Here is a 24,477-nt window from a genome sequence, read left to right as displayed (position 1 = left end):
GGTTAGAAACACGGTATTAGAATTTACCATTATCATTTTTCCAGGCCTCCCTTGGTGGAATTTCCATGATGATATCCCAATGCTCGGCTATTTTTCCGTTCTCAACGCTGAACAGGTCATAAAATGCGGTATGTTTTCCATTGGATTGACCTTCGCTGATTACGAGAACAAAATTGCCTTCGCCCAGAACCTTGTGGATAGTATCGTACTTTATCCCTTTTGCCGACCATTCGCCCAATTGTTTTTTAAAGCCGGAAAGGCCATCCGCAACCGATGGACTGTGTTGGATATAATTGTCGCCATCAAAGTAACCAGCAAGCTTATCAACTTTGCCCTGTACATAAACTTCATTCACAAAATTGCTGACCAGTGCTTTGTTTTCATCTGTTTTGTCCGGGTCTTTTACTTCCGTAGTGCCGTCTATCATGGTCCTGCCGCTTGGATTTGGCAGGGCAAACTCCTGTATATTGTCCCAATGTTCCACAATGAGCCCATCTTCGAAACGGAAAATATCTATGGCCGCCTGGCGTCCGAAGAAGTTATATTCCGTGTGCGTGAATACGGTGTCCCCGTCTTCAATGGCACGCACGATATTGGGTTTTGGCGACCCCTCCGGAAGAATGTTCAACAGCCCTGCCATTCCTTCTACACCGTCAGGGGCAGCGACCTCGTGTTCGATGTATTTTGTGGGATGGAGATAATCCAATAGATGTAATGCCCCTGTTTCAAAACCTGCTGTGAAGGCAATTGCTTTTTGTCTGTTACTTGTTTTCATTTTTTTGTTTTTTAAATCCGATTGTGATTTTTGAGGATTAATTTCACCCTCCATTGATGTTAAAATCAATGATAGTCCTCTTTTCCTTGCCCTCAATGATATCCTGTATGGTGTCCGCAATCGTGTAGGGGGTTGTGAAATCCGCATTGTCACCATGCCCGTCCCTTTCGATCCGGATCGTGCCGGGCAACAGGATATGCGAGGTAATTCCAAAACTCTTTTCGGATTCATTGATGAGTGCTGAAAAATTAAACAGTAACTGTTTCGATAATGAATATGCCAGATTATATTGGGCTGTACTGAAATCCATAGCGGACTTTGCACCGATAAAAATAAGTTTACCCCCTCCGGCAGACCTGAAATGGGCAATGAGTTTCCGGGCTAATGTATATGCCGTTCCAAAATTTACCTGGATCATTTGGTTAATGTCCTCCAGCTGTGTATTGTCGAGATTGCCCGGGTGGAATCCTCCGGCCAAAAAAACAGCGGCATGGATAATTTTGCCATCACTGATGATTTTACGCACAAGCGCCCCGGACTGTTCACTATCAATGATGTTTGTGTGGTATGATGTTGATGTCTTTTTTCCATGCCCCTCAATAGCTGTCCTGACAGGGAGGTGTAAATGATAACCTCCTTGCAGGAGTGAATCTACAACATACGTTGCTAAGTTTCCGGTACTACCGGTAAGTAAGATGTTTTCCATAGCTGTTCAGATGAATGATTTGTGCGGGCTACAGACCTGTCGTCCGCACAAAGATCGGGCAATTGATTTTTAGCCCAGGTTAAAGAAAAACTGATCGGATACAATTTTTCCGTCTTTAACTTCGTACACACAGATTTCGGCCAATCGCTTTCGTCCGATTTCCTTATAAGTGGCATCAATGTCCATCACAATGGCGAAATGGTTTTCCGCTACAATCGGATCAGAGACGGTAGCATGATGGATTTCCGCTACGCTGGCTTCCCAATTTCTGGTGCTGGTTTTTACCGCTTCTTTACCTTCGGTCACTTCATGCGGATGCCCTTCTGGCTCCCTGCTGATTACGTCATCTGCGTATAGCTCGTCTATAGCCTGTAAATTCCTGCCTTCACGGCAGCGCTGAACTAATCTGTCAGCAATTTCCTGTACTGTCATATTTCCCGGATTTTAAATGTTATTTCATCGAGTGCAATGCTACCCTGTTGCCTTCCGTATCGATGAACTGCGCCATATAGCCGTTTTCTCCTATTGATGTTTTGGGCGTGAGGATCTTGCCTCCGGCTTTTTCCACTTTTGACAGGGCAACGCTGAGATCCGGGCCGGCGTTCAGGTAAACCAGACTGCCCTTGCCGGAAGGTGCAAACCCCTGTCCATGTACGATTGCCCCGCCAACCTCATCCTGTGTCCCAATTGGCAGGAAGCCATACTTGATGCCATTTTCATGGTTTATTTTCTGTATATCCCATTCCATGATCCGGCTATAAAAAGCACAGGCTCTGTCGAAATTTTTTGATGGAATTTCAAACCAATGGATTGCGTTTGCCATGATATATTAATTTTTTATGATGATTTTCTTATAGCAAAAGTAGATGTTCATGGGGCAGTTTGCAATATTTAAAAAATCAAAAACGTAGTATTCATAATTATCTATACTCCCTACTATTGCTCTAAATTATTTATTTTTATGCCTGAAAAACGTAAGATTCAATGAATAAAAAAGGCAATCTATTTTTACTGATCAGATCACTTTCAAAGAGTGAAAAAAGGTATTTCAGGATTTTCGCCGGCATGGGTGGAAGGGACGCCAACTACCTTCAACTGTTTGATGTGATCGATAAACAGGAACAATATGATGAGGAAGCGGTACGGGAAAAGTTCAAAGGCGAGAAATTCCTAAACCAGCTGCATGTCACCAAAATATACCTGACGGAGCTCATCATGAAGGCAATGAGGAACTACCACGCCGATTCATCAGTGGAATCCACGATTCTGGACCTCATCAAAGATGCTGAACTGCTCTTTAACAAAGAACTTTATGACCTATGCCATTCCAGAATCCTGAAAGCGGAAGAGCTGGCAGATAAGTATGAAAAACTACCCTTGCTGGTTGAAGTCCTTTCGTGGAAAAGAAAACTTAATTTAACCATTTCCGGTACGCCTCCGGACGTAAACGCCATACTTGAAAAAGAAAGTGAAGCTATTGAGCAGATGAACATCCTAAATACGTATTGGGCGCAGATTATGAATATCCGGACCGCTATCATGGATAACACGGATATAAAAAGTATTAAGCCTGCGGCGTCGGGAAATGACTTTACCCTTCAATCAAAAATCCTGCATATCCACATTGCCTATACGATCCATTTTTTCAGCGGCGACACCAAAGGAGCAATCAGGTACAGTACGGATCTGATCGAACTTCTGGAAAAATTCCCTGGCCGGATAAGGGAAGATCCACATTCTTATGTTACAGCTATCAGTAATAAGATCAGTGTACTCCTTGCCGTTAAACGATGGGAGGAAATCCCGCCATTGATCGATAGGATCCGGGAAGTACCGCGGAAATATAAATTGGAGCATGAAAACAAGTTTACGGTCAGGTTGTGGTTAAGAACTTTCAATGTGGAGCTTGAGATGTACCGGGACTCTAAAGAGCATGAAAAAGGAATAGTGCTCATGCATCAGATCCAAAAATTCATAGCAGCCCGCCGTACGGCTATCCCGGATGATTACATACTGATGTTCTACTATCAGTTCGCAAGTATATTTTTCCAAAAGAAGGCCTATTCCCAATCCCTCCACTGGCTGAACGAAATCATAAATTCGGGTTTTGGCAATGCAAGGGAAGATATACAGGCCTATGCCCGGATCTTAAATCTTATCGTACACTTTGAACTGAACAATATCATCGTGCTCAGGTATGCCGTAGATAGCTGCCGCAGGTTCCTGAAGAAGAGAAGGATTGACAATGGGGCGGTGAAGGAGGTTTTAAATTTATTCTCCGGGCTCAGCCGGGCATATCCAACCGCATATGAGCCAATTTTCAAAAAATCTTATGCAAAGTTTTCGCGGTCCGATATCGGGCAGTTGCAGGATTTTATAGACATAAAAGGCTGGCTTGAAGAGAAAATGAAAATTTAATGCACCTTAATGGTCAGCCGTATAAACGTTTTTACTTTCGAAAAAAGGCCTGCGCGTAAAAAATGCCAAAACGGGGAAGAAGTGCATCGGAATAGCAAGTCCGGGGAACAGTTCCGCTCCCTGTAGCAAAAACTTTTTCCAGATGTAATGAGCATACCAGCATATGCAAATTTATGCCGTTATTAACTACCCAGCTCTCTCGGAGGATATCCAAAATGTTTTTTGAATGCATAGGAAAAATGTGAAAGATTTTCAAAACCTAAGTCAAGATAAATATCCGAAACAGTCTGTTCTTTCTCTGTCAATAAATAATAAGCTTCCTCTAAACGCCTTTGTTGTAGCCAGCTCCGTGGCGAAGTGTTGAATGTTTTTTGAAAATCCCGTTTGAATGTTGCCAGGCTTCTGCCTGTCAAATACGCAAACCTGTCAAGATGAACATTAAAGTGAAAGTTTTTGTTCATAAAGCTTTCCAAATCTATTTTATACGGTGGGGTAAAATCAAACAAAACGTCTTTTAGCGTAATGTCGTATTTAAGGAGCAGTATCAACGCTTCTTTTTGTTTCAGCCGGATAAGCGTCATATCGCTGTTATTGTTCAATATATCATCATAGTCCAACAACGACTGCATAAAAGAAGTGAGTGCTTTATTGGGACGAAAGGAAATGTATGCAGAAGATTTTTGTTTTGCTTCGGATTTGTAATCATATTCTTTACTGAAATCACGCAACAACTTTTCGTCAAAAGAGAGCGTCAATGATTTAAACGCTCCATTTTCAGGCGGATGTTTTACGAACTTCATTAAGTGATTTTTCCTTGTCGAATACAAATCTCCTTGTTTGAATTGTTTTTTCCTTTGTCCGTCATTCAATTCCATAACGCCCGAAAGAACGATGCCCAAACTATGGAAGGCGTTAAAATGTTCGCCTTCCCGATAGTCTGAAATGTGGCAGGAAAAATTTATCAGCTCTGTTGTTTCGTTCTTATTCATCTGGTCTGAAAGGTACATTTTTATTGTTTCAGTTCGCGGTTGTCTGTCCAGTCAATAGACAAGTTCCGCTCGGCAAACAACCACTTTCCGTTTTGTTTTACCAGTATGTCTTTGTAGCGAATACTCATAATCAATAACATTTTTTTATCGTATTTGATGTGATGAGCCAAACAATAGCTTTCATTTGTGGCTTTATCACCATTGACTGAAACGGTACTTTGCCCGTTAAAATGTGTCGTTACGTCATATTGTTTCAATGCCTGAAACGCTTCCGCTAATTCTTTACGTCCGTGTAAAGTTTGCACGGCCTGTTTTTCTTTTCCGTTAGACACGTGTACAGCCGCATTTTCGGTAAAAAGTTCTGCCTGCTTCTGTGCTTCCCGATTGTCCGCACATTGGGCATAAGCATTGATTAAATCTTGTATTTCAATTCTGTCTTGCATTGCTGTTGATTTTTGATTGCAGGCATTGATAAAAGGCAATACTGCAATAAGGATTAATAAAAGTAATCTTTTCATTTTTAACTTTTATATGCTCATGGTTTAGATGCCAAACTTTACGCCGTCCACAATTCCACGCCTCTGTTATCCAATTCCAGGGATCATTTTAATTGTTTTTTCTAAGAATGCTTTGTTTTCTTTCTTCCGAAGCATAGGGGTTTTCTACATCATCAAAATCGGTAGACCTGCTTACGGCTTTCCATTTTTCAAACTCTGTTTTTCGGTCTGCATCAACTGTTTCTAAAACCGTAACAGCGTCTGAGCCTAAAACCAGATGAACAGGTGGTTCCGGGTGTTCAACCAAATCAAGAATTACTTTGGCAGCCTTGTCGGGATTGCCCAACGCTGTAACGCTTGCCAAATAACCTTTCAACGGATCTAAAACAGGTTTGTAATCTTCAATTTCTTTGGCGTAGCTCATAGAATCGCCACCCCAATCGGTGCGAAACCCGCCCGGCTCGATAGAAGTAACTTTTATGCCTAATGCGGCAACTTCTTTGCTTAATACTTCTGTGAAACCGGCAATGCCCCATTTGGCTGCCTGATACATAGAAAGTCCTGCCGAACCAACCCTGCCGCCAACGGAACTGATGTTGAATATGTAACCTGAACGCTGTTTGCGCAAATGCGGTAAAACGGCCCTTGTAATTTCAATCGGTCCATACAGATTTACTTCTAATTGGCTTGTTACCTGTTCGTCTGTAAATTCTTCAATTGCACCTGTGATGCCGAAACCTGCATTGTTTACCAAAACATCAATTCGTCCGAAGTACTTTACTGTCTGTTCAACTGCCGAATGGATTTGTGATTTGTCTGCTACGTCTAACTGTAAAGCCAGCATTTGATTTGGATATTTGTCTGCCAAATCATTTAATTGTTTTGGGTTTCTTGCTGTTGCTGCAACCTTATCGCCATTTGCTAAAACCGCTTCTGTAATGCTTTTGCCCAATCCCCTTGAGCTTCCTGTAATAAACCAAACTTTTGCCATTGTTATTAAATTTTATTATGCAAAGTTCGGTTGAATTTCAAGTACTAAGTTTGCTGTATGGCTCAAAAGTCACTTTGTTGTGTGGCTCATAAGTATCAGATGATGGGAGCGGTCTGTTGCATACGAAAAAACCCCCTCTAACATTATTAGAAGGGGTTCATGTGGAGCGAAAGACGAGGTTCGAACTCGGAAATTTTCGTTTTTTAAATTGCCTTGTTGATTAGTTGAAACAGGTGAGTCTTTTTCAGAATGCTTAAATGGCCATTTTTAGGTCATGTTCTAAGCGATTTTTTTCTGGTTTAGTTTCCAAAACGAAAAATTCTCTAATTGTCAAATTTTGGTGGGAGTTTTGGTTAGTACTTATCCATGTTGTCAGTGTGTTAAATTATAATACAATCTAAAAAAACAGAGTAAAGCCCCGATGATATTCATTAAAATGATTGTGATTAATAGATATAAATATAAGAATTTATACGCTTTTATAGATGCAAATATGTATAAAATTATGAGTTAATAAATAAGACTTTAAGAATTGGTTATGGGAACTTTTAAACAGCTTATTCTTGGATTCGGTAAGTTAGCCTAACTGAAATATAATATAAATTATACATTTGCAAGGTTTTATTGATCGATCCAATGGAATGACGTACATTTGGGCAAGCTGTACTAAACCAGCAGGTTCGGATCAGTTTTTGATAAATCGTCCATACTTGTTTTGGATTTCTGCAAAGGAAACCAGACTCTTTCCCAATATATATCAAGCGAAATGAAAAGAAAAGATCCCACTGGTAACACTAAAGCCAAGGAAAGGAAAGTAACCAATGGCCCGGTAAAGTCCAAAGCACGTACCATGAGTAAATTGATTATGGCGGTAGGTAAAGTGTTAAATCGAAAGGGATATACCGGTTTAACTGTATCCAATATTGCCAAGGAAGCAAAAGTAAACCGCAAGCTTGTTTATCTTTACTTCGGAAATGCGGAGAATTTGATTGAGGCGTATATTCTTGGAAAGGATTATTGGCAATTCGATGCAAAAAACAGCATAGAATCAATTCTTGAGAAAAAGAACACAGGACAAGAAGATCTTTTGATGTTGTTGAAAAATCAATTTAAAGCCGTTTTTAAGAATCCAGAATTACAAAAAATAATTCTTTGGGAGATTAGCGAAAGCAATGCTTTGATGCAAAAGATAGCGTCTGAACGAGATAAAATTTCTGATAAATTGGTGCAATTTGTGCATCCCAAACTAATAAGTGAAAAAGTGGATCTTCCTGCCATTGTATCGCTATTAATAGGTGGTGCGTATTATCTTCCTATTCATGCTACAAATAATGGAAGTACGATATGTGGCATTGATATCAACGAAAATGTAGGAGAGGAACGTGTGCTAAGGGCATTCGAACAAGTGATAAATCTTTGCTATAATACAATAGGAGAGTAGCTTAAAAAATTAGGCAAGCGTCTTTCCCTGCTGTAAAGTTTTTGTGACACAATGTGGCATAGATATCTGTTTATTTTCCTTAAATCCCCTAATAGGTTTATATTTCTCGTATATGAGAAATTTACTATATTAGTAACCTGTTAGTTAATAAGGTTATTTGAGTTAAATCTGTGCTGTTTCATAGCAATGCGGATGTTTTTTTGGGATGGTATTTTTATGAAGAAATCAAAAGCAGAACAATACAAAGAAGCTAAGCAAAACGGAGATTTGTCGATTACTGATTGGGAATTGGACGGTGGGTATGTTCACTCAAACATGTATCTAATAGTGTATAAGGTTATTGAACGCGTGAGGTTTTGGATTTGGATAAATGAAGAATGGCAAGGTTGGGATTTTAAGCATGACGGTGTAATCGGTAAGGAACTGGCAATCATGAAGGTTGAAGATTCCAACCTACGTTTAACTGATCCCAAAGATGTCCCGCTCAGCTTATCGGACAAATTCGAATACAAGAAATACGCCGACTTTATACATCTTATTTTTACGATATGATTTTTTCGGTGGAGCGTTCGTTGAAATATGATTTCATGATGTTGAGAAGATATAGCCAAACCATAGGCTCGATTCCATAGTGATTTTGTAAGAGCTCCTGAAGTTGTAAATATCTGCTGAATATGACCTTTTCATCACTATTACCTAATAAAATTTTGTTTGCTAAATCCCTGAATTCTCCGAAATTCCCCTCAATAGTTTCATTGTCCCTATAATTGTCCAATTGTCCCCGGTTTTGTTGTACAAAAGAATTTGCATTTTCTTTTAACCGAAAATAGAACTCGTGTTCAATGTTGGCTTCGGTAGCACCTTCATAATACGAAAATAGAAACGAGTAGATTTTACGGCAGAGTTCATCAGGAAAAACACTGCAAAGGCAAAAATGCAATAGCATCGCTTCGGCAATCGTGTTTTCATCATCGTTGACAAATGGTAACGAATCGTAGATCATAACCTTACTGATCGCTATGCAATAATCAGTATACCAATCCTCTGGAAAGCTGGTTAAGACTTCACAAAGGAAAGAATTGTTCGAATAATGCATCCAAAGGTCTTTCCCTGGAATAAAATTGTTTCGGGGAGCGGGGGAAGGGTTTTGTTTCAAAAATTCCTGCAATGAAGAATGAAACTGTTGATATATACTACCCAGGGAAATTGCTTTCACGCAAATGACCAATTTTAGTTGTTCACCTTTGAAATTTGAAATGTAAACCAGGGAATAATTAATGTCTTTTTCATGTTCCGAGAGTATTTTTTGAATACACTCGGTTATCAACTTGGATTGGCTCGACTTCGAGTAATGTATTTTAATACCGATGTATTCTTTGCCGGATGTAGCAAGTTGCTCCATTATCTAAAGGTTTTAATAAATTTTGCGGCTGTGTATCCGATTTGCATCTCCAAGCCCGAAGCCCTGGGGGTTGATTTGAATGTCCAGTTTTTCGCCTTTTTTATGCCTTTCGTATTTTTTTCTGTTTTCGACTTCGGTTTTAATTAGGATCAGGCTGTGATTTAGAGCTTGGTCGTCAACCATATAGTATATTTGTCTATCCTGATCACAATGAAATACTGCAACATGTTCACAAAATCCCAAAATTCGCTTGCCTTCTTTTTTGTTTTCCAGATGAATTCCTTTCCCATCTACAACCCACTTTCCGAATGTTGGGGCAGACTTGAATTCGATCAACCCATCCGAATCGACTGATTCATCATCCAATAAGTGAACCTCTTCATAATTAGAATCTTTAAATAGGTAGACCGCTTTTGTCTCATTTGGATGAATGTATGAAATTAGTATCGAATCCAGATTTTTCCCGATGTAATCATTGTTGAATCTGTCGATGTGCGAATGAGAAATAAAATTTAAATAGGAGGGATCGTCATATTCAAATTGGACGAAACCTTCAGCTTTGAGCCGTCCATATAGTTCAAGGTCTTCAAATCCATATCCTTGCATTGATTCATCAAACCCATTCATTGATTCAAAGTCTTCCTTTCGTATGCACACCCTGCCCATAAAATCTCTTTTTGTGAAGACCGGAACCATAAAGATGTTTTCATTTGATTGGAAAGTTTCATTTATGAAAAACGCGAATTCAGAGCCGAGGAAATTATCTGCGTCAACATTGCAAAGAATATCTCCGGAAGCCAATTTAAAAGCCATATTCCGGGAATGACTACGCTTGAAATGTTCAGATGCTGTCGTCTTGTAATATTTTAATATTGCAGAATCAAGATATTGACTAAGATTATCCAAAACCCATCTGTCGATATCGTCAGAGGAATTATAATTTAATAAAACGAATTCAAGGTTGGGATATGAAATATTATCTTCGATGTTTCTTGCCATTGTTGCTTTCAGGTGATCCAATCTATTCATGCTCACCGTGCAAAAGGATATTTTAAGATGGTCTTTTTTCATTTGGATCTGTTAAACATGTATAGATTTCCAATGCGGCTCCTGAAATTTCAAAATTTTAGGGAGCCGGTATTGGAGCGTTTTCAAAGACCAGAGGACAATTGATTCTAAAATCGATTAAACCTTCCCGATTCATTCTAACGTCTTTTGGAGGAACTCTGCTAATGCCACATGCCTAACGTTTACCAGTACGATATTACCGTCATTATCAACCAAAAAAGAAGATGGGTAAGCATGAATGCCTAATTCATTAGCCGCCAGTCCGTTTTCATCCCAATATTGTGGCCAAGGAAGGTTTTGCTCTTTGATCCTTTCTAACAATTGGCTGCGCTGCTCAGTTCTGTCCGTGGAAATTCCAATAATGTTAAAGCCCTGGGATTGATATTTCTCATACAATTCTTTGAGATAAGGAAATTGCGCTATGCAGGGAGCACAGGACTCATACCAAAAATCAATGAGTGTATACCTGTGCATACTAAAATAATCTTTTTCCAGAGGCTTGCCTTCCATATTATTGGCGTTAATAGGAGGCATGGAGCTGCCCACACTGGTTCTTCTTGCAGAAATCAAGGATTCATTCAAATGTTTGCCAGCATATGTACTCTGGACATTCTTGTCAAGGGAATTCATTATATCTTCGAAAATCGGTTGGTAACCGAATTTGGTAAGTTGGGCGAACTTCCACAAACCAAGGAATGAAGAAGGATGATCGGTTGTAAACTTCAATAGTGTTGAATCGTGCATTTGGTAACTTTTTTCCAGCATGGAATTTAACATTTCCTGTTGGTCTTTTGATAGTTCCCCTTTTGATTCAAGGCTGTCCCTCAAACGGTAATAACTTTCCCTTGCCTTTAGGGTTTCCTTGAAATACTCATTATAAGTGCGAAATTCTTGGCTAAAACGGCCTTCTACTTGGGGGACTTGTCTATTGTTTTCAATGTTAATTTCGTAACGCTGGTCACCATCATAAACCACAACAAGGTCAGACATATAAATTTCATCAATAATAATGTAATATCCGAGGGGAAACGGTATTTCACCGGCAAACTCAAACCTTCCGTTATTAATCGTTGTTTCAAGCGTTTTAAAAGATTCTGGATACAAATTTTCGTTTGCCACAGGCACGAGTGCCACGGAACCTGAATCAACGTTCACACTCCCATAGATCTTGTATGGCAGGGAATTTCTATTCTGGCAGATTACGGAAGAAAAGGACAATAGAAATAATCCGATAAATATTAACTTCATAATAACTAAAATGAAAAAATAGATGGATACAGCAAATCCATCTATTTTGTGTTTCGACCATAACTTAAATATGGCGAAAAATGTATTCCAAAAACAATAAATGGCCTTATTGTTTTTGAAAAGCCATATACAACTCTATTTGTTTTACCACCGCTGGTCGCAATATCCATTCACGCACCAATCTTCCGCTCTTTCGCATTTGCATTTATAGTTGCACCGATAAACACAGGTTGGCGTATAACCACCGCTGATTTGACGTAACTCATCTCTGGACAAAACCTGCCCAACATTTCCGAAATTGAAAGTTCCTCTTTGCATGTTGTTTGAATTTTTAGTGAAATATCTTTTTTTAACATTTTTTTTGCCTTCTTAAGTGAGGCGTCAACTTGTCAAAACAAGATCCTCGAAATTAATTTGACGGGTAAAAATAATTTGGTTCTTTAATGTACTTCAATAATTAGCTTGAAGTCAAATATATAGAGATTAATAGTTAGGTGCAAACATTTTCTTATAAAATTTCTCACATATGTAGAAAAAAAATTAGTGTGTCAAGGTGCTTCTTTTTTTGCCGTTTTTGTTAACCAGAAAGTTAATAAGTTTAAATGTTTTAATTAGGTTAGCATATATTTTAGATCGTCAATATCATATATATCTGGCAGTTGTTGTCCGTTAAAGAAGAAAGTCGGTGTATACAAAATGCCTGCATGATTGCACCAGAGCCACATTTCATCCAATTTTTTGCCCTGCTCTTGTAGATCCGTATCACTTACAGGGTATTTTGAGGCAAATTCTGTATAATTTTTTGATGGTGAGGTATACCAATAATGTAATGCGCTTCTTGTTAACTCTTCGTCGTTTCTTGATGCAATTGCCATGAAATGCTTAACCGGAACAGCTTTGTAGTCCCTTTCACTGTTTCGCGACGTAAAAACAATCTGCACTTGCACATCTGGATTTAACCTTAATATCTCATCTATTGAGGGATGTGCTTTGGCGCAGGGATCGCAATAAGGACTGCACACTTTGATTATTTTATTTTGCGAATCCGGCTTTCCCAAAGTTATCCCCAATCCTTCTATATCCCCGCTAAAGCCTTTCTGGCGCATTAGTAGAGAATTGAAAACTTCGCCATTGTGTTTGAGGCGCTGGAAATTGTTCTTAAAATGCCCCGCTTCCTTGGCTGTTCTTAATGTCGGCACACCCCAATACGCCAATAAAAATACCAGGAGAAATATAGAAACAATGATAATAATATCATTTGCAGCAAGCGCAGTAATTGGGTTTGTGGCCAAGCCACCCGCGACAATAAATATAATAGCTTGCAAGGCTAAAACAGCTTGTATGGAAAGGCATAAGGGGCACCATTGCCTTGCTACACGCCATTGGTAGTAAATGGAAAAAACTATATAAGGAGTGCCTAATAGCCCAAGCCATCCCATTGACCAGGAGATATCCATGTCAAAAGAAGAAAAAACAAAAGTCAACAATTGGCTGGTAAAGAATGTAAACCCGATGGCGCTCCAGCTAACGCCAAATACCTTAGATGCTTCCGAGTTTAGGATGGCATTACAATTTGACCGCTTTCCAGAGCATACCCTCATTAACAAGGGCGAATGGCTGTCTATTTCAAACCAGATCAAAAGGCAGCAGATAATCGCCCCCGCAAATGACAGCAACGAATATAACGTAAACCAATAGTTAATTGCACCTTGAAATATCCAATAGAACAAGACAATGACTATAAAAAGCAGAGGAAAGGATAATATGGAAGCCCAAGCCCTTATCGCGTTATTTTTTTCAGATCGGCGTTTATTTTCATAATCGGCTTCCGGTGTTACAGTCTCCCCATTGACAACTAAGCCAACACCTTTGTATATTTCTAAGAATGATGTGGTTTCTGTCTCTATCCAAAGGGTTTTTTCCGGATCGTAATAACAAACTTTCTTGTCATCAAGATTTTTGACAACTGTAAATATTTCATAGAAAGTGTTAGGAGATTCAATTTGTGCAATAAACGGCTGTTTGATTTCCTTCAGTTTATCGCCATCGATTTGCGCAGCATAGACATTCGCCCCAAACTTTGCAAAGACATCGTATACCGCAAGCATGCTTGGGTAATCCGGATGCTCATCGATAGCTTTTCTTAATCCCTCTTTACTGATGGGCAATTCGAGAATTTGCGAATATATTAATACTACACTGTTAATGTTTTCTTCGCTGGAAATGGTCGATTTCTTAAATAGGTTTATCATACTTGACGGTTTAATAGGGTTTTTACAAAAAAATGTTTCAACGGGCGTTCGCCCTTAATTTTCTGTCTTTAATGAAGGATAATGGTGGCCGGTTTGTACAAATTCTTAAACGGCGATAGCAAATCTACATTATTTCAACGAAAAAATTCACGCATGTGTGATATTAATTTTGATTTGCTATCAGCTTTAAATTTCTGATAAGCCGCATTAATAAAGAAGCATCCTCAGTAATGATTTCTGCCGTCCCCTTCAATCCAGTGCGCAACTGAACGGGCCGTTTTGTAGGTACGGGGTCCAGAATTATTTTTGAGATAAATAGACTGTCTTGATGTGGTACAGAACTTACCTGTCCCACTGTTCCTTTAATAATACCATATTCCTCAAATGGGAAACTAAGAAGTTTAATATGTACTTTTTGGTTTTCCCTAACCTTCCCCATATTATATTGAGGAATCACTGCTTCCCCAAAGTAGTCCGTGTTACCTGGATTTATATAAAACACGGTTTGTCCTTGATCTATGTGTTGGTTTTCCTGAATTATTCCGGCATAGCTAACCCTGCCTTGCTGCCTGGCAGTCAATAAATATTGGCTTTTCCATTGTTCAGTTGCACTTATTAGACTATTGAGAGCCTGTATAAATTTAGATTTTTCTTCTTGTATTGTATTTTCCAAATCCGATAATTCCCGAATCTTCGAGGTATACGAGGACTCGTTTGAAAGAATTGCCGAACGTGTTTCTTGAAGTGGGTATTGTTTCGAAATCAGTATGCTTTGCTTTTGTTGATATTCGGAAGGGGATATGACTTTTTTTTCGGCAAGGACTTTGTATCGTTCAAAGTCTTCCTCCGCTAATTTCAATTCTTCACTATATAATTGTAGTCTCTTTTCTAAATGAAGTTGTTGTGTTTTTATGTTTTCCAGATCTCTGTTAATGTAGGTTCTCTGCCTTAAATATATCCCCCCTTCAGTTGCCGCCTTATAGGAAAGGTAAGATTGGTAGAAAACCTGGAATTCTTCTTGAAGCTCGCCCAAACTTCCTTCCGTTGGTGGTATAAACCCTACCGATGAGAGAGGTTCCCCTGAATTGGTAGCGATTCTCAATTCGTAAAGTTGTTTGGATAATTCCAGAACTTGGTTATGATCCGCAGTGCTTTCCAACCAAGCCAATGGTTGGCCGGCGTCCACCTTTTCGTTTTCGGGAAAGAGGATTCTCACAATATTTCCGGATATCCTATTTACCACCGGCTTAGGGGAGTTAGACGAGTTTATTCTAATTTCCGTTCGAATGATATCCGGATACCTAATTATGGCTGATAGTCCGAGGATTAGCAATAGACCCAATAAAACTATTGTTGTGCCAGATTTTAACAATGTGGATGGCGGTTTTCCGATTATTTCCTGGATGGCCTCGCTATGTTTTTGATATGATTGATTTTTCATCGCAAGTCAGTTTCCTAATTCCAGTTGATTTCTTACAAGATTATAGTATTGACCTCGCTTATTGACCAAATCTTGGTGTGTTCCCTGTTCAATTACCCTTCCGTTGCTTAATACAACGATATTGTCCGCATAGCTTACGGTGCTTAGCCGATGGGCGACTATAATAACCGTTCTATTTTCAAAAAAATTCTTAAGATTTTCAATGATTATTCTTTCGTTTTTGGCATCCAAGGAATTTGTTGCCTCATCCAAAATTATGTAATGGGGATCTTTGTAAACCGCCCTTGCAATCAGAATTCGTTGCCTTTGACCCTGGCTTATGCCCTTGCCCGCAATACCAATTCTTGTTTTTAGCCCAAAGGGCTGCTCGTCAATAAATTCTGTGAGGTTAGCAATTTTCAGTGCCAATTCAAGTCTTTCTCTATCTGGCTCTTTTCCGACAATAATATTGTTCTCAATGGTATCTGCGAAAATAAACCCGTCTTGCATTACAACGCCGCAGTCATTTCTCCATGTACTGAAGGAAATGTTCTTTTGCTTTATATTGCCAACATACAATTCTCCTTTTTCTGGCATAAAAAACCGGAGTATCAGCTTCAAAACCGTAGTCTTTCCGCTTCCGCTCATGCCGACGATTGCTGTTGTCTTCCCGCCTGGAAATACTAAATCAATGTCAGACAATACGGGTTCGTTTCCCGCGCCTGGATAACGGAAAATGACCGACTTAAATGTAATACTTCTATCATGAGGAAGCTGTGTAAGCAAATCGTTTTCTGCGGGCTCTTCGTCCGGCTCCTGATATATTTCGTTGATTCGCTCCAGGCTTATCTTTGCATCTTGATAGTAATGGATGAAGCCGAGCAGTTGTTGTATTGGGTTGCTTACCATCCCTACGATGTACTGAATGGCCATCATAGTACCCAAAGATAATTCACCATCTATCACAGCCCTTGCGCTGATAAAGATTATTAATATGTTTTTCAATTGCTCTATTGCCATCGCGCCAGATTCTTGGTACTGGGAAAGGGCAAGACTCTTAACCTTGAAACGGAAAAGCCGGGCTTGTATATTCTCCCACGACCAACGTTTTTGCCGCTCAAAATTGTTCAGTTTAATTTCTTGAATACTACTTACGATCTCAACAACATTGGTTTGGTTATCGGATGCAATCGTGAAGTTTCGATAATCAAGTTCTCTTCTTCTTTTCATGAAAAGAAGTATCCAACCTGTGTAAAGCACACTGCTGGCAGCGAATACAACAAAGATTCCCAAATGATAAAAAGCTAATACGATTCCGAAAACTACCAGGTTTACAAATGAGAATAATGTGTTCAATGTCGAACTTGTGAGAAAAGTCTCTATTCTTTCTTGATCCTGCATCCTTTGCATAATGTCACCGGTTGTCTTTGTGCTAAAAAATTCCATTGGGAGCTTCATTAGCTTAATAAGTAGGTCGGTAAGGATCGAAATATTTATACGGGTACTTATATGAAGTAATATCCAAGATCTGATGAATGTGATCGATGACTGGCCGATAAACAACATCAATTGTGCAATCAATACTAAATATATGAAATTCAGGTTGTTGGTGTTAATACCGATATCAACAACCGATTGGGTCAGAAATGGTGTTACTAATTGGAGAGAGCTGCCGATAATGACGCCTAAAATCAATTGTACGAACAGTTTGCGATACTCATAAAAATATAGCAATATGGTCTTCCATTTCATTGCGTTATCATCATCCCCTTGTTGGCTGTAAAACTCCGGTCTCGGTGATAAAATCAAAACCAACCCATAACGCTGATCATTATCGGGATACCAATTATCCGTGAATTCTTTTTCGGATAGGTTTACCTTACCGATTCCCGGATCGGCAATGAAATACCTGTTGTTTTTTATACGGTATAAAATCACGAAATGGTTCTGTTTCCAATGCAGAATGCAAGGAAGCGAAATTTCCGGAAGCTGTTCGATTGTCAGGCGCAAGCCGAGACTTCTGAAACCAAGCTTTTCAGCCGCTTCACTAAGTCCGAGCATGTTTACCCCTGAATCCGTCATAGAACTCAACTTACGGATTCTTTGGATACCAATGCTACGACCAAAACATTTGCTGATCATTCGCAGACAGGTCGCCCCACAATCCATCTGATCTTGCTGTTCGTAAAATGGAAACGATTTCACTCCTTAATCGCTATTCTTAATAAAAGGTTTTACTTAGGGTAAAGCTTTGTTTATGTATGGAATCAATCGACGAAAATTGAACGAATGATTCAAAGGTTAAAAATGGATATAAAAAACTGAAATTTCACAATTTTTATAAATAAATCACAAATATGTGAAATTTTATATATTCAACGGTTGGGACCGGAAAGATTTCCCGATTTACATGTTAGAATAGATTTCCGAGCGGATTTAAAGGGTTGCGACTTGTTTAATATTAAGGGGTAAGATCCCGGTAAAAATTTGATAGCAGATCTATTTTAAACGTATTAGCTGGTTGTTTCGGTAGTTAAGAAATTTCAATTAAGGTAAACGGTTTATGTTATTTGCGGTTTAAAGACTTGAATCCATTGCCATATCGTATTAAAACCGTAAATAAAAGTGTGAAATACTTGGTTCATGTATGCTTCTGTATTCGTTGTGGTTTATAGGTACACTGTGTCTGGAAACAATTTTATTGATTGGCAGTCTCTCGATTTTCTTGTTTGTACGTTGCTTTTGGCTTGGGCTGTTGGATGGGCTGTTGTTGAAACTATAGTTTAGCCAGTTTTACTCTTTCCGCTTCATTATAACACATTTCTACGATGGTTTCCATAGCCTTAATGAGACGCTGCTTTCCTTCGTCTTTCTTGGAATCGATTTCGCAGACCGTACCGCCAGCTCCGTTCGCGTGGAGCGTCATGTAGTAAACCCCGCCCAATAAAATTGCGTAAACTGCCCGCAAGTCGATACCTGTCCCCTCAAAAATAGGATCAGTCATTTTGAAAAGCTTGGAACCGAACATCTCACGAACCATACTGATTTCATGCAGGAGCTTGTTGTTCTCAGACAATTCATATAGGATGATCTTTTGGGCTTCCGGCCTGTCTTCCAAGTGTTCGAACAGGCTTCCGAGGAACGTCGAGGCGAGATCCCTTCCAAAGTTATGGCTGTGTATATTCGCCAATTCGTCTTCCTGCGAACGCAGGGTCATCCAAAAGTCCATTTCCTTGATGTAGGCTTCTATTAGGTTGTCAACTGATTCAAAATACCGGTAAATCAGTTTTTTACTTACACCTGCGTGGTTGGCGATGTTATTAACGCCCAGTTTGGTGTATCCTTCCCTGCGGAGGACTTCCCCTACACTGTCGATCAATTTCTTTTTGGTGAGTTCCTTGTTCCGGTGTTCGCCCTCAATTTTTCTTGCCATGATGATTTAAATTTTGGTTTACAAATAAAGGTTGATAGTTTATACATAGAATGATTTTATACAAGGTTTAATTTTTTACTAATATAGTCAAATGCATCAAGAACTTTGTCAAGTTGTTCTTTGGTGTGTGTTGCAGAGAGGCTCATGCGTATCCGCGCGTCTTTTTTTGCTACTGCGGGATACAGGATGGGATTTGCATTGATGCCGCGCTCCAGCAGCATCCTTCCTGCATCTCCGGTCTTATGTGGATCGCCTATTTTGACCGGTATGATTGCAGATTCGGTCGTGCCGACATTCAGCCCAAGTTTTGTCAGCCCCTTTTTTAGGTAATCCATGTTTTTATTAAGGTCATCTTTCCATTTTGGTTCTTCGTCAATCAGTTCGATGGCCTTTACAATGCCCAATGCTGAAGGGGCTGAAGTCGCCGAAAATATCTGTTGCCTCGACTGGAATTTCAGGAATTTTATATCGTCCGGGTTAGCTATCACATACCCGCCGATGCTTGCGAACGTTTTGCTGAATGTGCCGGTGAGGAAATCCACTTGGTCAAGCAGGCCGGTACGTTCAAGTACGCCCCTGCCGGTTTGTCCGATTACCCCCACACCGTGGGCATCATCCACCATTAGATAGGCACCGTATTTCCTCGTTAGGTATAAAATGTCCGCAATGGGCGCGACGTCCCCATCCTGCGAAAATACACCATCGGTGATGACCATCTTTGTGCGGTACTTATCTTTGGAGATTTTCAGGATATGTTCAAGGGACTCAAGGTTGTTGTGCGGGAAAGTTTTTTTGTTGGTGAGGATGCAACCTTCGTGCACCGAGGCATGTACGGCCATGTCTATAATGGCAAGGTCTTCCTTTTGCAAAAGGCAAAGAAGGGATGCGCTGTTTGCTGTATATCCGGTAGTGAATATTACAGAGTGATCGGCAGGTTTTCTAAAAAAGGCCGCAATTTTCTTTTCAAGTAATTCATGGTATTCGAAATGGCCCCCGATTAAGGGAGATGCACCCGCTCCGGTGCCGTATTTCTCAATGCCATCTTTTGCGGCTTGCTTGACTTTCGGGTGCTGCGTGAAACCAAGATAGTCGTTTGATACAAGACTGATGTAGGTTTCACCGTTATCCGATCCGGTAAGCCTGGTTTTCATTTCGGGTGCACATCCTGTTTCATTGAGCAGGCGGTAATTCATGTGCCCATTCTCTTCCATAAATTCAAGGAATTGGCAGAATATCGCGGAGCGTTGTCGGATGTCCATCCTCGGAATGTTCTCGAAATCCTTGAATGTCGCTTGGTTGAAATCAATCATAATAGTTTTAGTTTGTTCTTTTTTGGCGGAAAAGATAGGTACAAAAAAGTAAACAAGTGGTGACATAGGACAGCAATAATCCTTTGTTTCAACACTTTTTTTAGCGTACAGTTTATCCGATTGATTTACAGGAGAATATTAAATAAAAGAAATTTTTTATTTTGTTGTACTTTTTGTGGAACCCCAACCAATCCTTATGGAATGTTGTCACCGTAACCAAAAATTTCAAATTGGCTTTCATTCAACCAAAGTAAATTTCGCCAACAAGGTGAAACGGCCTTAAAGGAAAAACACAAAAGATGCAAGGTGGTTCAGCTACCTAAGAAAGAAAACGCTTGGCGGCAAATACTCAAGCCTTTCTCTTTGGTTTGGTAACATGGAAAAAGTACCAGAAAGTCACAAGCGCCGCAATGCCTAACCCAACATACGGGTGGTCACTTCCCAAAGAGGAATAAGACGCGACAAAAACCACAATGGCAACAAATATGAACAGCAAAAAATTCATGCCTCCAAATTAATAAAAAAATCAAAAGACCTGCAAGATTAATTGCTAAAAAATTTGGTTTTATACTTCGTTTGTTTTCCTCTTTTTCCAGTTTCAGGACGCAGTTGAAAAGCGTTAATAGGAAATCAAGGTGGTTGTTGTATGTCCATGGCGACCAGCCTTCCTCGTCGAAATACTCATCGAGGAACTCCTTGGCTTTGAACTCGTCAAACCTGCTGCATGGGGAGTCAAGGAGCTCGGCATCCACCAGCCAATCGGTGAAGTTGTTAATGTAGGTGTCGTAGGTGGTTATGGTGCGCTCCGAATAGTTCCGGCCCTTGCAGTATTTCCGGTATTGTTCAATACCTTCTTTCAGAGTCCAGCCCTGCAGTTCTGTCTGATCTTTAGCGGCTGTTTGGATTCCTGTAACTTCGGAGGTATTTTGCGGGGATTCAGCAATTTTAACCTCAAATTCTGCCTGCTGAATTTCGGCAACGTGGTCTTTCTTTTCCTTAATTTCTGCTATGAAGTCGGTTTCCGCATTTTCAAAGAGCGGATCGAATCCTTTAGCGAGAATATCCTTCACTTCGTCGAGCAATGCCCGCATTTCCCGCTCCCGCCTGGCGAGGTCTTGGATTCGGTTCAGCCCTGCGGAAATTTCAAATTTTTTGTGGGTGCCTTTTTCTCCGGGTGGTTTTCCGGCCATTGGTAATAGAGCGCGATGAACCAGCCCCGCTTGGCGCGGACGATCTTAGGCTCCCTGTAGCGTTCGACCGTCCTTGCCATCTTTTTTATCCTCGTGCCGGTGGGGTTTCTGGTGGGAGTTTTGGTGGGAGTTTCCCTTCCGAACCCCTCGAACACGAAAAACCCCCTCTAACATTATTAGAAGGGGTTCCTGTGGAGCGAAAGACGAGGTTCGAACTCGCGACCTCAACCTTGGCAAGGTTGCGCTCTACCAACTGAGCTACTTTCGCTTGCTGTTTGTGGATGCAAATATAGGGAGTTTTCGGCTTCTGTCAACAATTTTTTCAAAAAAATCACAAGTCGTTGTCATTCAGTAGTTCAAGGGCTAATTCACTTTCATATCCCTTGCTGATGGCATATCGGAGCAGTTTGTGTTTCCGTTTATAGGGGTGTTTTTCCTTTTCCAGCCGGGCTTTGGCTTGCAGCAATTCATGTAATTTTTCGCGATAGGCCTGGTCATCCAAGCTGGCCAGCGCCATCTTAATCAGCGGCTTCGATACGGACTTTTGCTGTAGGCCCTGCTTGATTTTGTGCTTGCCCCAGCTTTTCAGCCGGAACTTGCCCGAAGCATAAGCCAGTGCAAACCGCTCTTCATTCAGGAAGCCGGCCGCAATTAAATCAGCGATGAGGTTTTCCACGTCCAACTGGTGTAACCCCCAACTGTATAATTTATCCCGTACTTCCTGTTGTGATCGCTCCTGATAGGCACAGTAATGTTCGGCTTTGGCCCGAGCGTTTTCCTTCGACACTTCCATGGATCCAAAATGGTAAAAAATTCTTGGAGTACCCAAAAAATGCTGAAATTCGTGCCATGTACGAACGGTCTTACACCATCCGCCGGATTTCCGAGCTTATGCCTGCCATAACGGTCTCTTTCAGCGATGAAGGGGCTGAGGTGCGCACGTTGTTGTATGACAGCAGGAAGCTGTCGGATACCTTGCACGGTTTATTTTTTGCGTTGGAAGGGCGGCGCGATGGTCACCAATATATCCGGGATGTGTATGCTGGGGGGGTGCGCAATTTCGTGGTAGCCGATGGCAAAACGGATACCACCGGATTTCCAGGCGCCAATTTCATTGTTGTAAAGGATACATTGGAAGCCTTACAGGCGCTTGCTGCTTATCACCGCAGCCAGTTTGCCTATCCGGTCATCGGCATCACGGGGAGCAACGGCAAAACCATCGTGAAGGAATGGCTGGCACAATTGCTGGCTCCGGAATACCGCATTGCCCGTAGTCCCAAAAGCTATAACTCGCAGATAGGGGTGGCCTTGTCGTTGTGGCAGTTGGACGGCAGCTATGATCTCGCCATCATTGAAGCTGGCATTAGCAAACCGGGAGAAATGGATGCATTGCATGCGATGATCCGGCCGGACATCGCTGTGCTCACCAACATCGGCCCTGCGCATGATGATGGATTTGCCTCACGCGGGGACAAAATCCGGGAAAAGCTCCGATTGTTTGAAGGAACCGCACAGGCTATTTATTCACCGGATCACCTGCAAGGCATACCGATGCCTTCGGCAGGGAGGCATGTGACGTGGGGTGATGGCGAGGTGTCTTTGAAGGTCACGGGTCATGAGCTGGTAGACGGCCACAAGTGCCGGATACACGCGGAGTATGAAGGGAGGCCGGTGCAGCTTACCATCCCGTTTACCGATGCCGCTGCAAGGGAAAATGCCGCATGTTGCTGGACAGTAATGCTGGCCATGGGGTATGGACAAGCCGTCATCACTGAGAGGATGGCGATGCTGCAATCGGTGGAGATGCGGTTGGAAATGAAAAGAGGTATCAACAATTGTACGGTGGTGGACGATAGCTACAGCAATGACCTATCGTCGCTGGCTATTGCGTTGGATTTTCTCCGGCAACAGCAGCAGCATGCTACACGTACATTAATTTTGTCGGACATCCCCGGTGCTTCTGGACGTGAAGAAGAAGTTTATTCGAATGTAGCGAAGCTGCTTGCTGACAGTAAAGTTAATCGATTGGTGACCATAGGGGCTGCACTGCTTGAACAACAGGGCAAATTCGGATTCGTAAAACATGAGGGGTTTCCGGATACGGCGGCATTTCTGGCCTCGTTTGACGAACTGGCCTTTCACGACGAAACCATCCTTTTGAAAGGGGCGCGGAAATATGCCTTCGAGCGCATTAGCCAGCTGCTTACGGCCAAATTGCATGATACGGTGTTGGAGACGAATCTCAATGCCGTGGAGCATAACCTGAACCAATATAAGTCGCTGTTGCCCAAACAGGTAAAACTGATGGCCATGGTGAAGGCGTTTTCCTATGGTAGCGGCAGTTTTGAAGTGGCCAATCTGCTTCAGTTCAACAAAGTGGATTACCTCGCTGTAGCTTACGCGGATGAAGGTGTGGAGTTGCGCAAGTCGGGCATTCGGCTGCCCATTATGGTGATGAGTCCCACGGCGGCATCGTTTGACGCGCTGCTGGCGCATGAGCTGGAACCGGAAATATATAGTTTTAGTATACTGGATGATTTTGTTCGCCTATTAGCAGGCAAACGGATGAGTGGTTATCCTATCCATATCAAGGTCGACACAGGCATGCATCGGCTGGGTTTTGGTGCTGGCGATATCGAACAGGTAATAAGCAGCTTGCAGGAGACAACTGCCGTAAAAGTACAGTCGGTGTTTTCGCATTTGGCTGCAGCAGGCGATACGGTTCACGATGCATTTACGGAAAAGCAACTGACTGCTTTCCATGGATTTGCCGAGCGTTTGCGCGAAGCATTGGACTACCCGTTTATCCGCCATATCGCCAATACCGCAGGTATCCGGCGATGGCCGCAGGCACACCTGGATATGGTGCGTTTAGGTATCGGGTTATATGGGGCTGGTAGCAAACGATCTACCACCTTGCAGCTACAGCAGGCAAGCACGTTGAAAACTATCATCACGCAAATCAGGCAAGTGCCCGCAGGGGAAAGTGTGGGATATAGCCGCAGCGGCATGCTTACCAAGGATAGTACCATCGCTACGGTAAACATTGGCTATGCGGATGGCTATGACCGCCGGTTTGGCAATGGCGTGGGCCACATGGTCGTACGGGGCGAAAAGGTGCCCACCGTGGGGGATATCTGCATGGATATGGCCATGCTGGATATTAGCGGAGTGGATGCACGGGAAGGCGATGAGGTCATCGTGTTTGGCGATGTGGATCAGCTGGCGAAAGCCATCGGCACCATCCCTTATGAACTGCTGACGGGAATATCCCAGCGTGTCAAAAGAGTCTACCATTACGGGTAGTCCGGAGACTAAAATCTGTTGTCTAACGTCT

The 24,477-nt window shown here is 41.5% G+C and carries 22 protein-coding genes and 1 tRNA gene; 4 read left to right on the top strand and 19 right to left on the bottom strand.

The annotated features are described in order from the left end of the window. Positions 1-16: 16 nt before the first annotated feature. The 4 genes from BMW65_RS05790 to BMW65_RS05775 all read right to left on the bottom strand — a co-directional run bounded on the left by BMW65_RS05790 (position 17) and on the right by BMW65_RS05775 (position 2,304). Positions 17-775 carry a nuclear transport factor 2 family protein gene (locus BMW65_RS05790; protein WP_090604270.1) on the bottom strand — a complete coding sequence of 253 codons (759 nt, stop codon included), beginning with the start codon at positions 773-775 and terminating at the stop codon, positions 17-19. 43 nt (positions 776-818) lie between these two features. After that, complete coding sequence (locus BMW65_RS05785) at positions 819-1,481, bottom strand: SDR family NAD(P)-dependent oxidoreductase (RefSeq protein WP_090603521.1); 663 nt, start codon at positions 1,479-1,481, stop codon at positions 819-821. A gap of 69 nt (positions 1,482-1,550) precedes the next feature. Further along, complete coding sequence (locus tag BMW65_RS05780; protein WP_090603520.1) at positions 1,551-1,913, bottom strand: nuclear transport factor 2 family protein; 363 nt, start codon at positions 1,911-1,913, stop codon at positions 1,551-1,553. Positions 1,914-1,932: 19 nt separating this feature from the next. Continuing rightward, entirely contained in the window at positions 1,933-2,304 is a 372-nt protein-coding gene (locus tag BMW65_RS05775) for a VOC family protein (RefSeq protein WP_090603518.1), read from the bottom strand. A gap of 161 nt (positions 2,305-2,465) precedes the next feature. On the opposite strand from BMW65_RS05775, the gene BMW65_RS05770 reads away from it, so the two are divergent. Beyond that, positions 2,466-3,899, top strand: coding sequence for a hypothetical protein (locus BMW65_RS05770; RefSeq protein WP_090603516.1), 1,434 nt, complete (start codon positions 2,466-2,468; stop codon positions 3,897-3,899). A gap of 182 nt (positions 3,900-4,081) precedes the next feature. On the opposite strand, the gene BMW65_RS05765 is transcribed toward BMW65_RS05770, so the two are convergent. The 3 genes from BMW65_RS05765 to BMW65_RS05755 form a co-directional block, all read right to left on the bottom strand. Next, a complete protein-coding gene (locus BMW65_RS05765; protein ID WP_090604268.1) occupies positions 4,082-4,888 on the bottom strand; it encodes a helix-turn-helix domain-containing protein in 807 nt (268 codons plus the stop codon). Positions 4,889-4,908: 20 nt separating this feature from the next. Beyond that, on the bottom strand, positions 4,909-5,406 hold the full coding sequence (locus BMW65_RS05760; protein ID WP_218145349.1) for a nuclear transport factor 2 family protein: 498 nt from the start codon (positions 5,404-5,406) through the stop codon (positions 4,909-4,911). 88 nt (positions 5,407-5,494) lie between these two features. Continuing rightward, the gene (locus tag BMW65_RS05755) at positions 5,495-6,376 is read right to left on the bottom strand and encodes an oxidoreductase (protein ID WP_090603514.1); all 882 of its coding nucleotides are present in this window, start codon (positions 6,374-6,376) and stop codon (positions 5,495-5,497) included. Between the two features lie 766 nt (positions 6,377-7,142). On the opposite strand from BMW65_RS05755, the gene BMW65_RS05750 reads away from it, so the two are divergent. Together BMW65_RS05750 and BMW65_RS05745 are read left to right on the top strand one after the other, a co-directional pair. After that, positions 7,143-7,817 carry a TetR/AcrR family transcriptional regulator gene (locus BMW65_RS05750; protein ID WP_143053821.1) on the top strand — a complete coding sequence of 225 codons (675 nt, stop codon included), beginning with the start codon at positions 7,143-7,145 and terminating at the stop codon, positions 7,815-7,817. 216 nt (positions 7,818-8,033) lie between these two features. After that, positions 8,034-8,369: a hypothetical protein gene (locus BMW65_RS05745; RefSeq protein ID WP_143053820.1), complete on the top strand. Its 336-nt coding sequence runs from the start codon at positions 8,034-8,036 to the stop codon at positions 8,367-8,369. Here BMW65_RS05745 and BMW65_RS05740 read toward each other — a convergent pair. The 12 genes from BMW65_RS05740 to BMW65_RS05685 form a co-directional block, all read right to left on the bottom strand. Then, the gene (locus tag BMW65_RS05740) at positions 8,359-9,219 is read right to left on the bottom strand and encodes a hypothetical protein (protein ID WP_090603508.1); all 861 of its coding nucleotides are present in this window, start codon (positions 9,217-9,219) and stop codon (positions 8,359-8,361) included. The two genes, BMW65_RS05745 and BMW65_RS05740, sit on opposite strands and share 11 nt — an antisense overlap. Positions 9,220-9,231: 12 nt before the next feature. Then, positions 9,232-10,290 (bottom strand): glycosyltransferase family A protein, encoded by a 1,059-nt coding sequence (locus BMW65_RS05735; protein WP_090603506.1) that lies wholly within the window; start codon positions 10,288-10,290, stop codon positions 9,232-9,234. A gap of 129 nt (positions 10,291-10,419) precedes the next feature. Further along, positions 10,420-11,442: a redoxin domain-containing protein gene (locus BMW65_RS05730; RefSeq protein WP_177181013.1), complete on the bottom strand. Its 1,023-nt coding sequence runs from the start codon at positions 11,440-11,442 to the stop codon at positions 10,420-10,422. A 263-nt stretch (positions 11,443-11,705) separates the two neighbouring features. Beyond that, entirely contained in the window at positions 11,706-11,891 is a 186-nt protein-coding gene (locus BMW65_RS05725) for a hypothetical protein (protein ID WP_090603502.1), read from the bottom strand. Positions 11,892-12,146: 255 nt separating this feature from the next. Beyond that, positions 12,147-13,787 carry a vitamin K epoxide reductase family protein gene (locus tag BMW65_RS05720; RefSeq protein ID WP_090603500.1) on the bottom strand — a complete coding sequence of 547 codons (1,641 nt, stop codon included), beginning with the start codon at positions 13,785-13,787 and terminating at the stop codon, positions 12,147-12,149. A gap of 163 nt (positions 13,788-13,950) precedes the next feature. Then, positions 13,951-15,228, bottom strand: a complete 1,278-nt coding sequence (locus tag BMW65_RS05715; RefSeq protein WP_090603498.1) for an HlyD family secretion protein — start codon at positions 15,226-15,228, stop codon at positions 13,951-13,953. Between the two features lie 6 nt (positions 15,229-15,234). Further along, positions 15,235-17,412 (bottom strand): peptidase domain-containing ABC transporter, encoded by a 2,178-nt coding sequence (locus BMW65_RS05710; RefSeq protein WP_090603496.1) that lies wholly within the window; start codon positions 17,410-17,412, stop codon positions 15,235-15,237. Between the two features lie 571 nt (positions 17,413-17,983). Further along, entirely contained in the window at positions 17,984-18,640 is a 657-nt protein-coding gene (locus tag BMW65_RS05705) for a TetR/AcrR family transcriptional regulator (protein WP_090603494.1), read from the bottom strand. Positions 18,641-18,696: 56 nt separating this feature from the next. Then, a complete protein-coding gene (locus BMW65_RS05700; RefSeq protein ID WP_245747516.1) occupies positions 18,697-19,950 on the bottom strand; it encodes an aminotransferase class I/II-fold pyridoxal phosphate-dependent enzyme in 1,254 nt (417 codons plus the stop codon). A 434-nt stretch (positions 19,951-20,384) separates the two neighbouring features. Beyond that, complete coding sequence (locus tag BMW65_RS05695; protein WP_090603491.1) at positions 20,385-21,140, bottom strand: phage integrase N-terminal SAM-like domain-containing protein; 756 nt, start codon at positions 21,138-21,140, stop codon at positions 20,385-20,387. Positions 21,141-21,332: 192 nt separating this feature from the next. Continuing rightward, positions 21,333-21,408, bottom strand: a tRNA-Gly gene (locus tag BMW65_RS05690). A 63-nt stretch (positions 21,409-21,471) separates the two neighbouring features. Then, positions 21,472-21,933 carry a regulatory protein RecX gene (locus BMW65_RS05685; protein WP_090603490.1) on the bottom strand — a complete coding sequence of 154 codons (462 nt, stop codon included), beginning with the start codon at positions 21,931-21,933 and terminating at the stop codon, positions 21,472-21,474. A 23-nt stretch (positions 21,934-21,956) separates the two neighbouring features. Here BMW65_RS05685 and BMW65_RS05680 point away from each other — a divergent pair, with 23 nt between their 5' ends. Next, the gene (locus BMW65_RS05680) at positions 21,957-24,446 is read left to right on the top strand and encodes a bifunctional UDP-N-acetylmuramoyl-tripeptide:D-alanyl-D-alanine ligase/alanine racemase (RefSeq protein ID WP_245747514.1); all 2,490 of its coding nucleotides are present in this window, start codon (positions 21,957-21,959) and stop codon (positions 24,444-24,446) included. Positions 24,447-24,477 lie beyond the last annotated feature (31 nt).

This window comes from Parapedobacter koreensis, from assembly GCF_900109365.1.
GTDB classification, from domain to species: Bacteria; Bacteroidota; Bacteroidia; order Sphingobacteriales; family Sphingobacteriaceae; genus Parapedobacter; species Parapedobacter koreensis.
Note: the sequence above shows the minus strand (reverse complement) of the source record. Positions and strands in the feature narration are given on the sequence as shown.

Bases quoted from the DNA above. Each gene is read 5' to 3' on its own strand.
- BMW65_RS05780 (WP_090603520.1), bottom strand. From the start codon at position 1,913: ATGACAGTACAGGAAATTGCTGACAGATTAGTTCAGCGCTGCCGTGAA.
- BMW65_RS05750 (WP_143053821.1), top strand. From the start codon at position 7,143: ATGAAAAGAAAAGATCCCACTGGTAACACTAAAGCCAAGGAAAGGAAA.
- BMW65_RS05740 (WP_090603508.1), bottom strand. From the start codon at position 9,219: ATGGAGCAACTTGCTACATCCGGCAAAGAATACATCGGTATTAAAATA.
- BMW65_RS05765 (WP_090604268.1), bottom strand. From the start codon at position 4,888: ATGAATAAGAACGAAACAACAGAGCTGATAAATTTTTCCTGCCACATT.
- BMW65_RS05700 (WP_245747516.1), bottom strand. From the start codon at position 19,950: ATGATTGATTTCAACCAAGCGACATTCAAGGATTTCGAGAACATTCCG.
- BMW65_RS05790 (WP_090604270.1), bottom strand. From the start codon at position 775: ATGAAAACAAGTAACAGACAAAAAGCAATTGCCTTCACAGCAGGTTTT.
- BMW65_RS05770 (WP_090603516.1), top strand. From the start codon at position 2,466: ATGAATAAAAAAGGCAATCTATTTTTACTGATCAGATCACTTTCAAAG.
- BMW65_RS05755 (WP_090603514.1), bottom strand. From the start codon at position 6,376: ATGGCAAAAGTTTGGTTTATTACAGGAAGCTCAAGGGGATTGGGCAAA.
- BMW65_RS05685 (WP_090603490.1), bottom strand. From the start codon at position 21,933: ATGGAAGTGTCGAAGGAAAACGCTCGGGCCAAAGCCGAACATTACTGT.
- BMW65_RS05745 (WP_143053820.1), top strand. From the start codon at position 8,034: ATGAAGAAATCAAAAGCAGAACAATACAAAGAAGCTAAGCAAAACGGA.
- BMW65_RS05775 (WP_090603518.1), bottom strand. From the start codon at position 2,304: ATGGCAAACGCAATCCATTGGTTTGAAATTCCATCAAAAAATTTCGAC.
- BMW65_RS05705 (WP_090603494.1), bottom strand. From the start codon at position 18,640: ATGGCAAGAAAAATTGAGGGCGAACACCGGAACAAGGAACTCACCAAA.
- BMW65_RS05760 (WP_218145349.1), bottom strand. From the start codon at position 5,406: ATGAAAAGATTACTTTTATTAATCCTTATTGCAGTATTGCCTTTTATC.
- BMW65_RS05715 (WP_090603498.1), bottom strand. From the start codon at position 15,228: ATGAAAAATCAATCATATCAAAAACATAGCGAGGCCATCCAGGAAATA.
- BMW65_RS05725 (WP_090603502.1), bottom strand. From the start codon at position 11,891: ATGTTAAAAAAAGATATTTCACTAAAAATTCAAACAACATGCAAAGAG.
- BMW65_RS05720 (WP_090603500.1), bottom strand. From the start codon at position 13,787: ATGATAAACCTATTTAAGAAATCGACCATTTCCAGCGAAGAAAACATT.
- BMW65_RS05735 (WP_090603506.1), bottom strand. From the start codon at position 10,290: ATGAAAAAAGACCATCTTAAAATATCCTTTTGCACGGTGAGCATGAAT.
- BMW65_RS05695 (WP_090603491.1), bottom strand. From the start codon at position 21,140: ATGGCCGGAAAACCACCCGGAGAAAAAGGCACCCACAAAAAATTTGAA.
- BMW65_RS05785 (WP_090603521.1), bottom strand. From the start codon at position 1,481: ATGGAAAACATCTTACTTACCGGTAGTACCGGAAACTTAGCAACGTAT.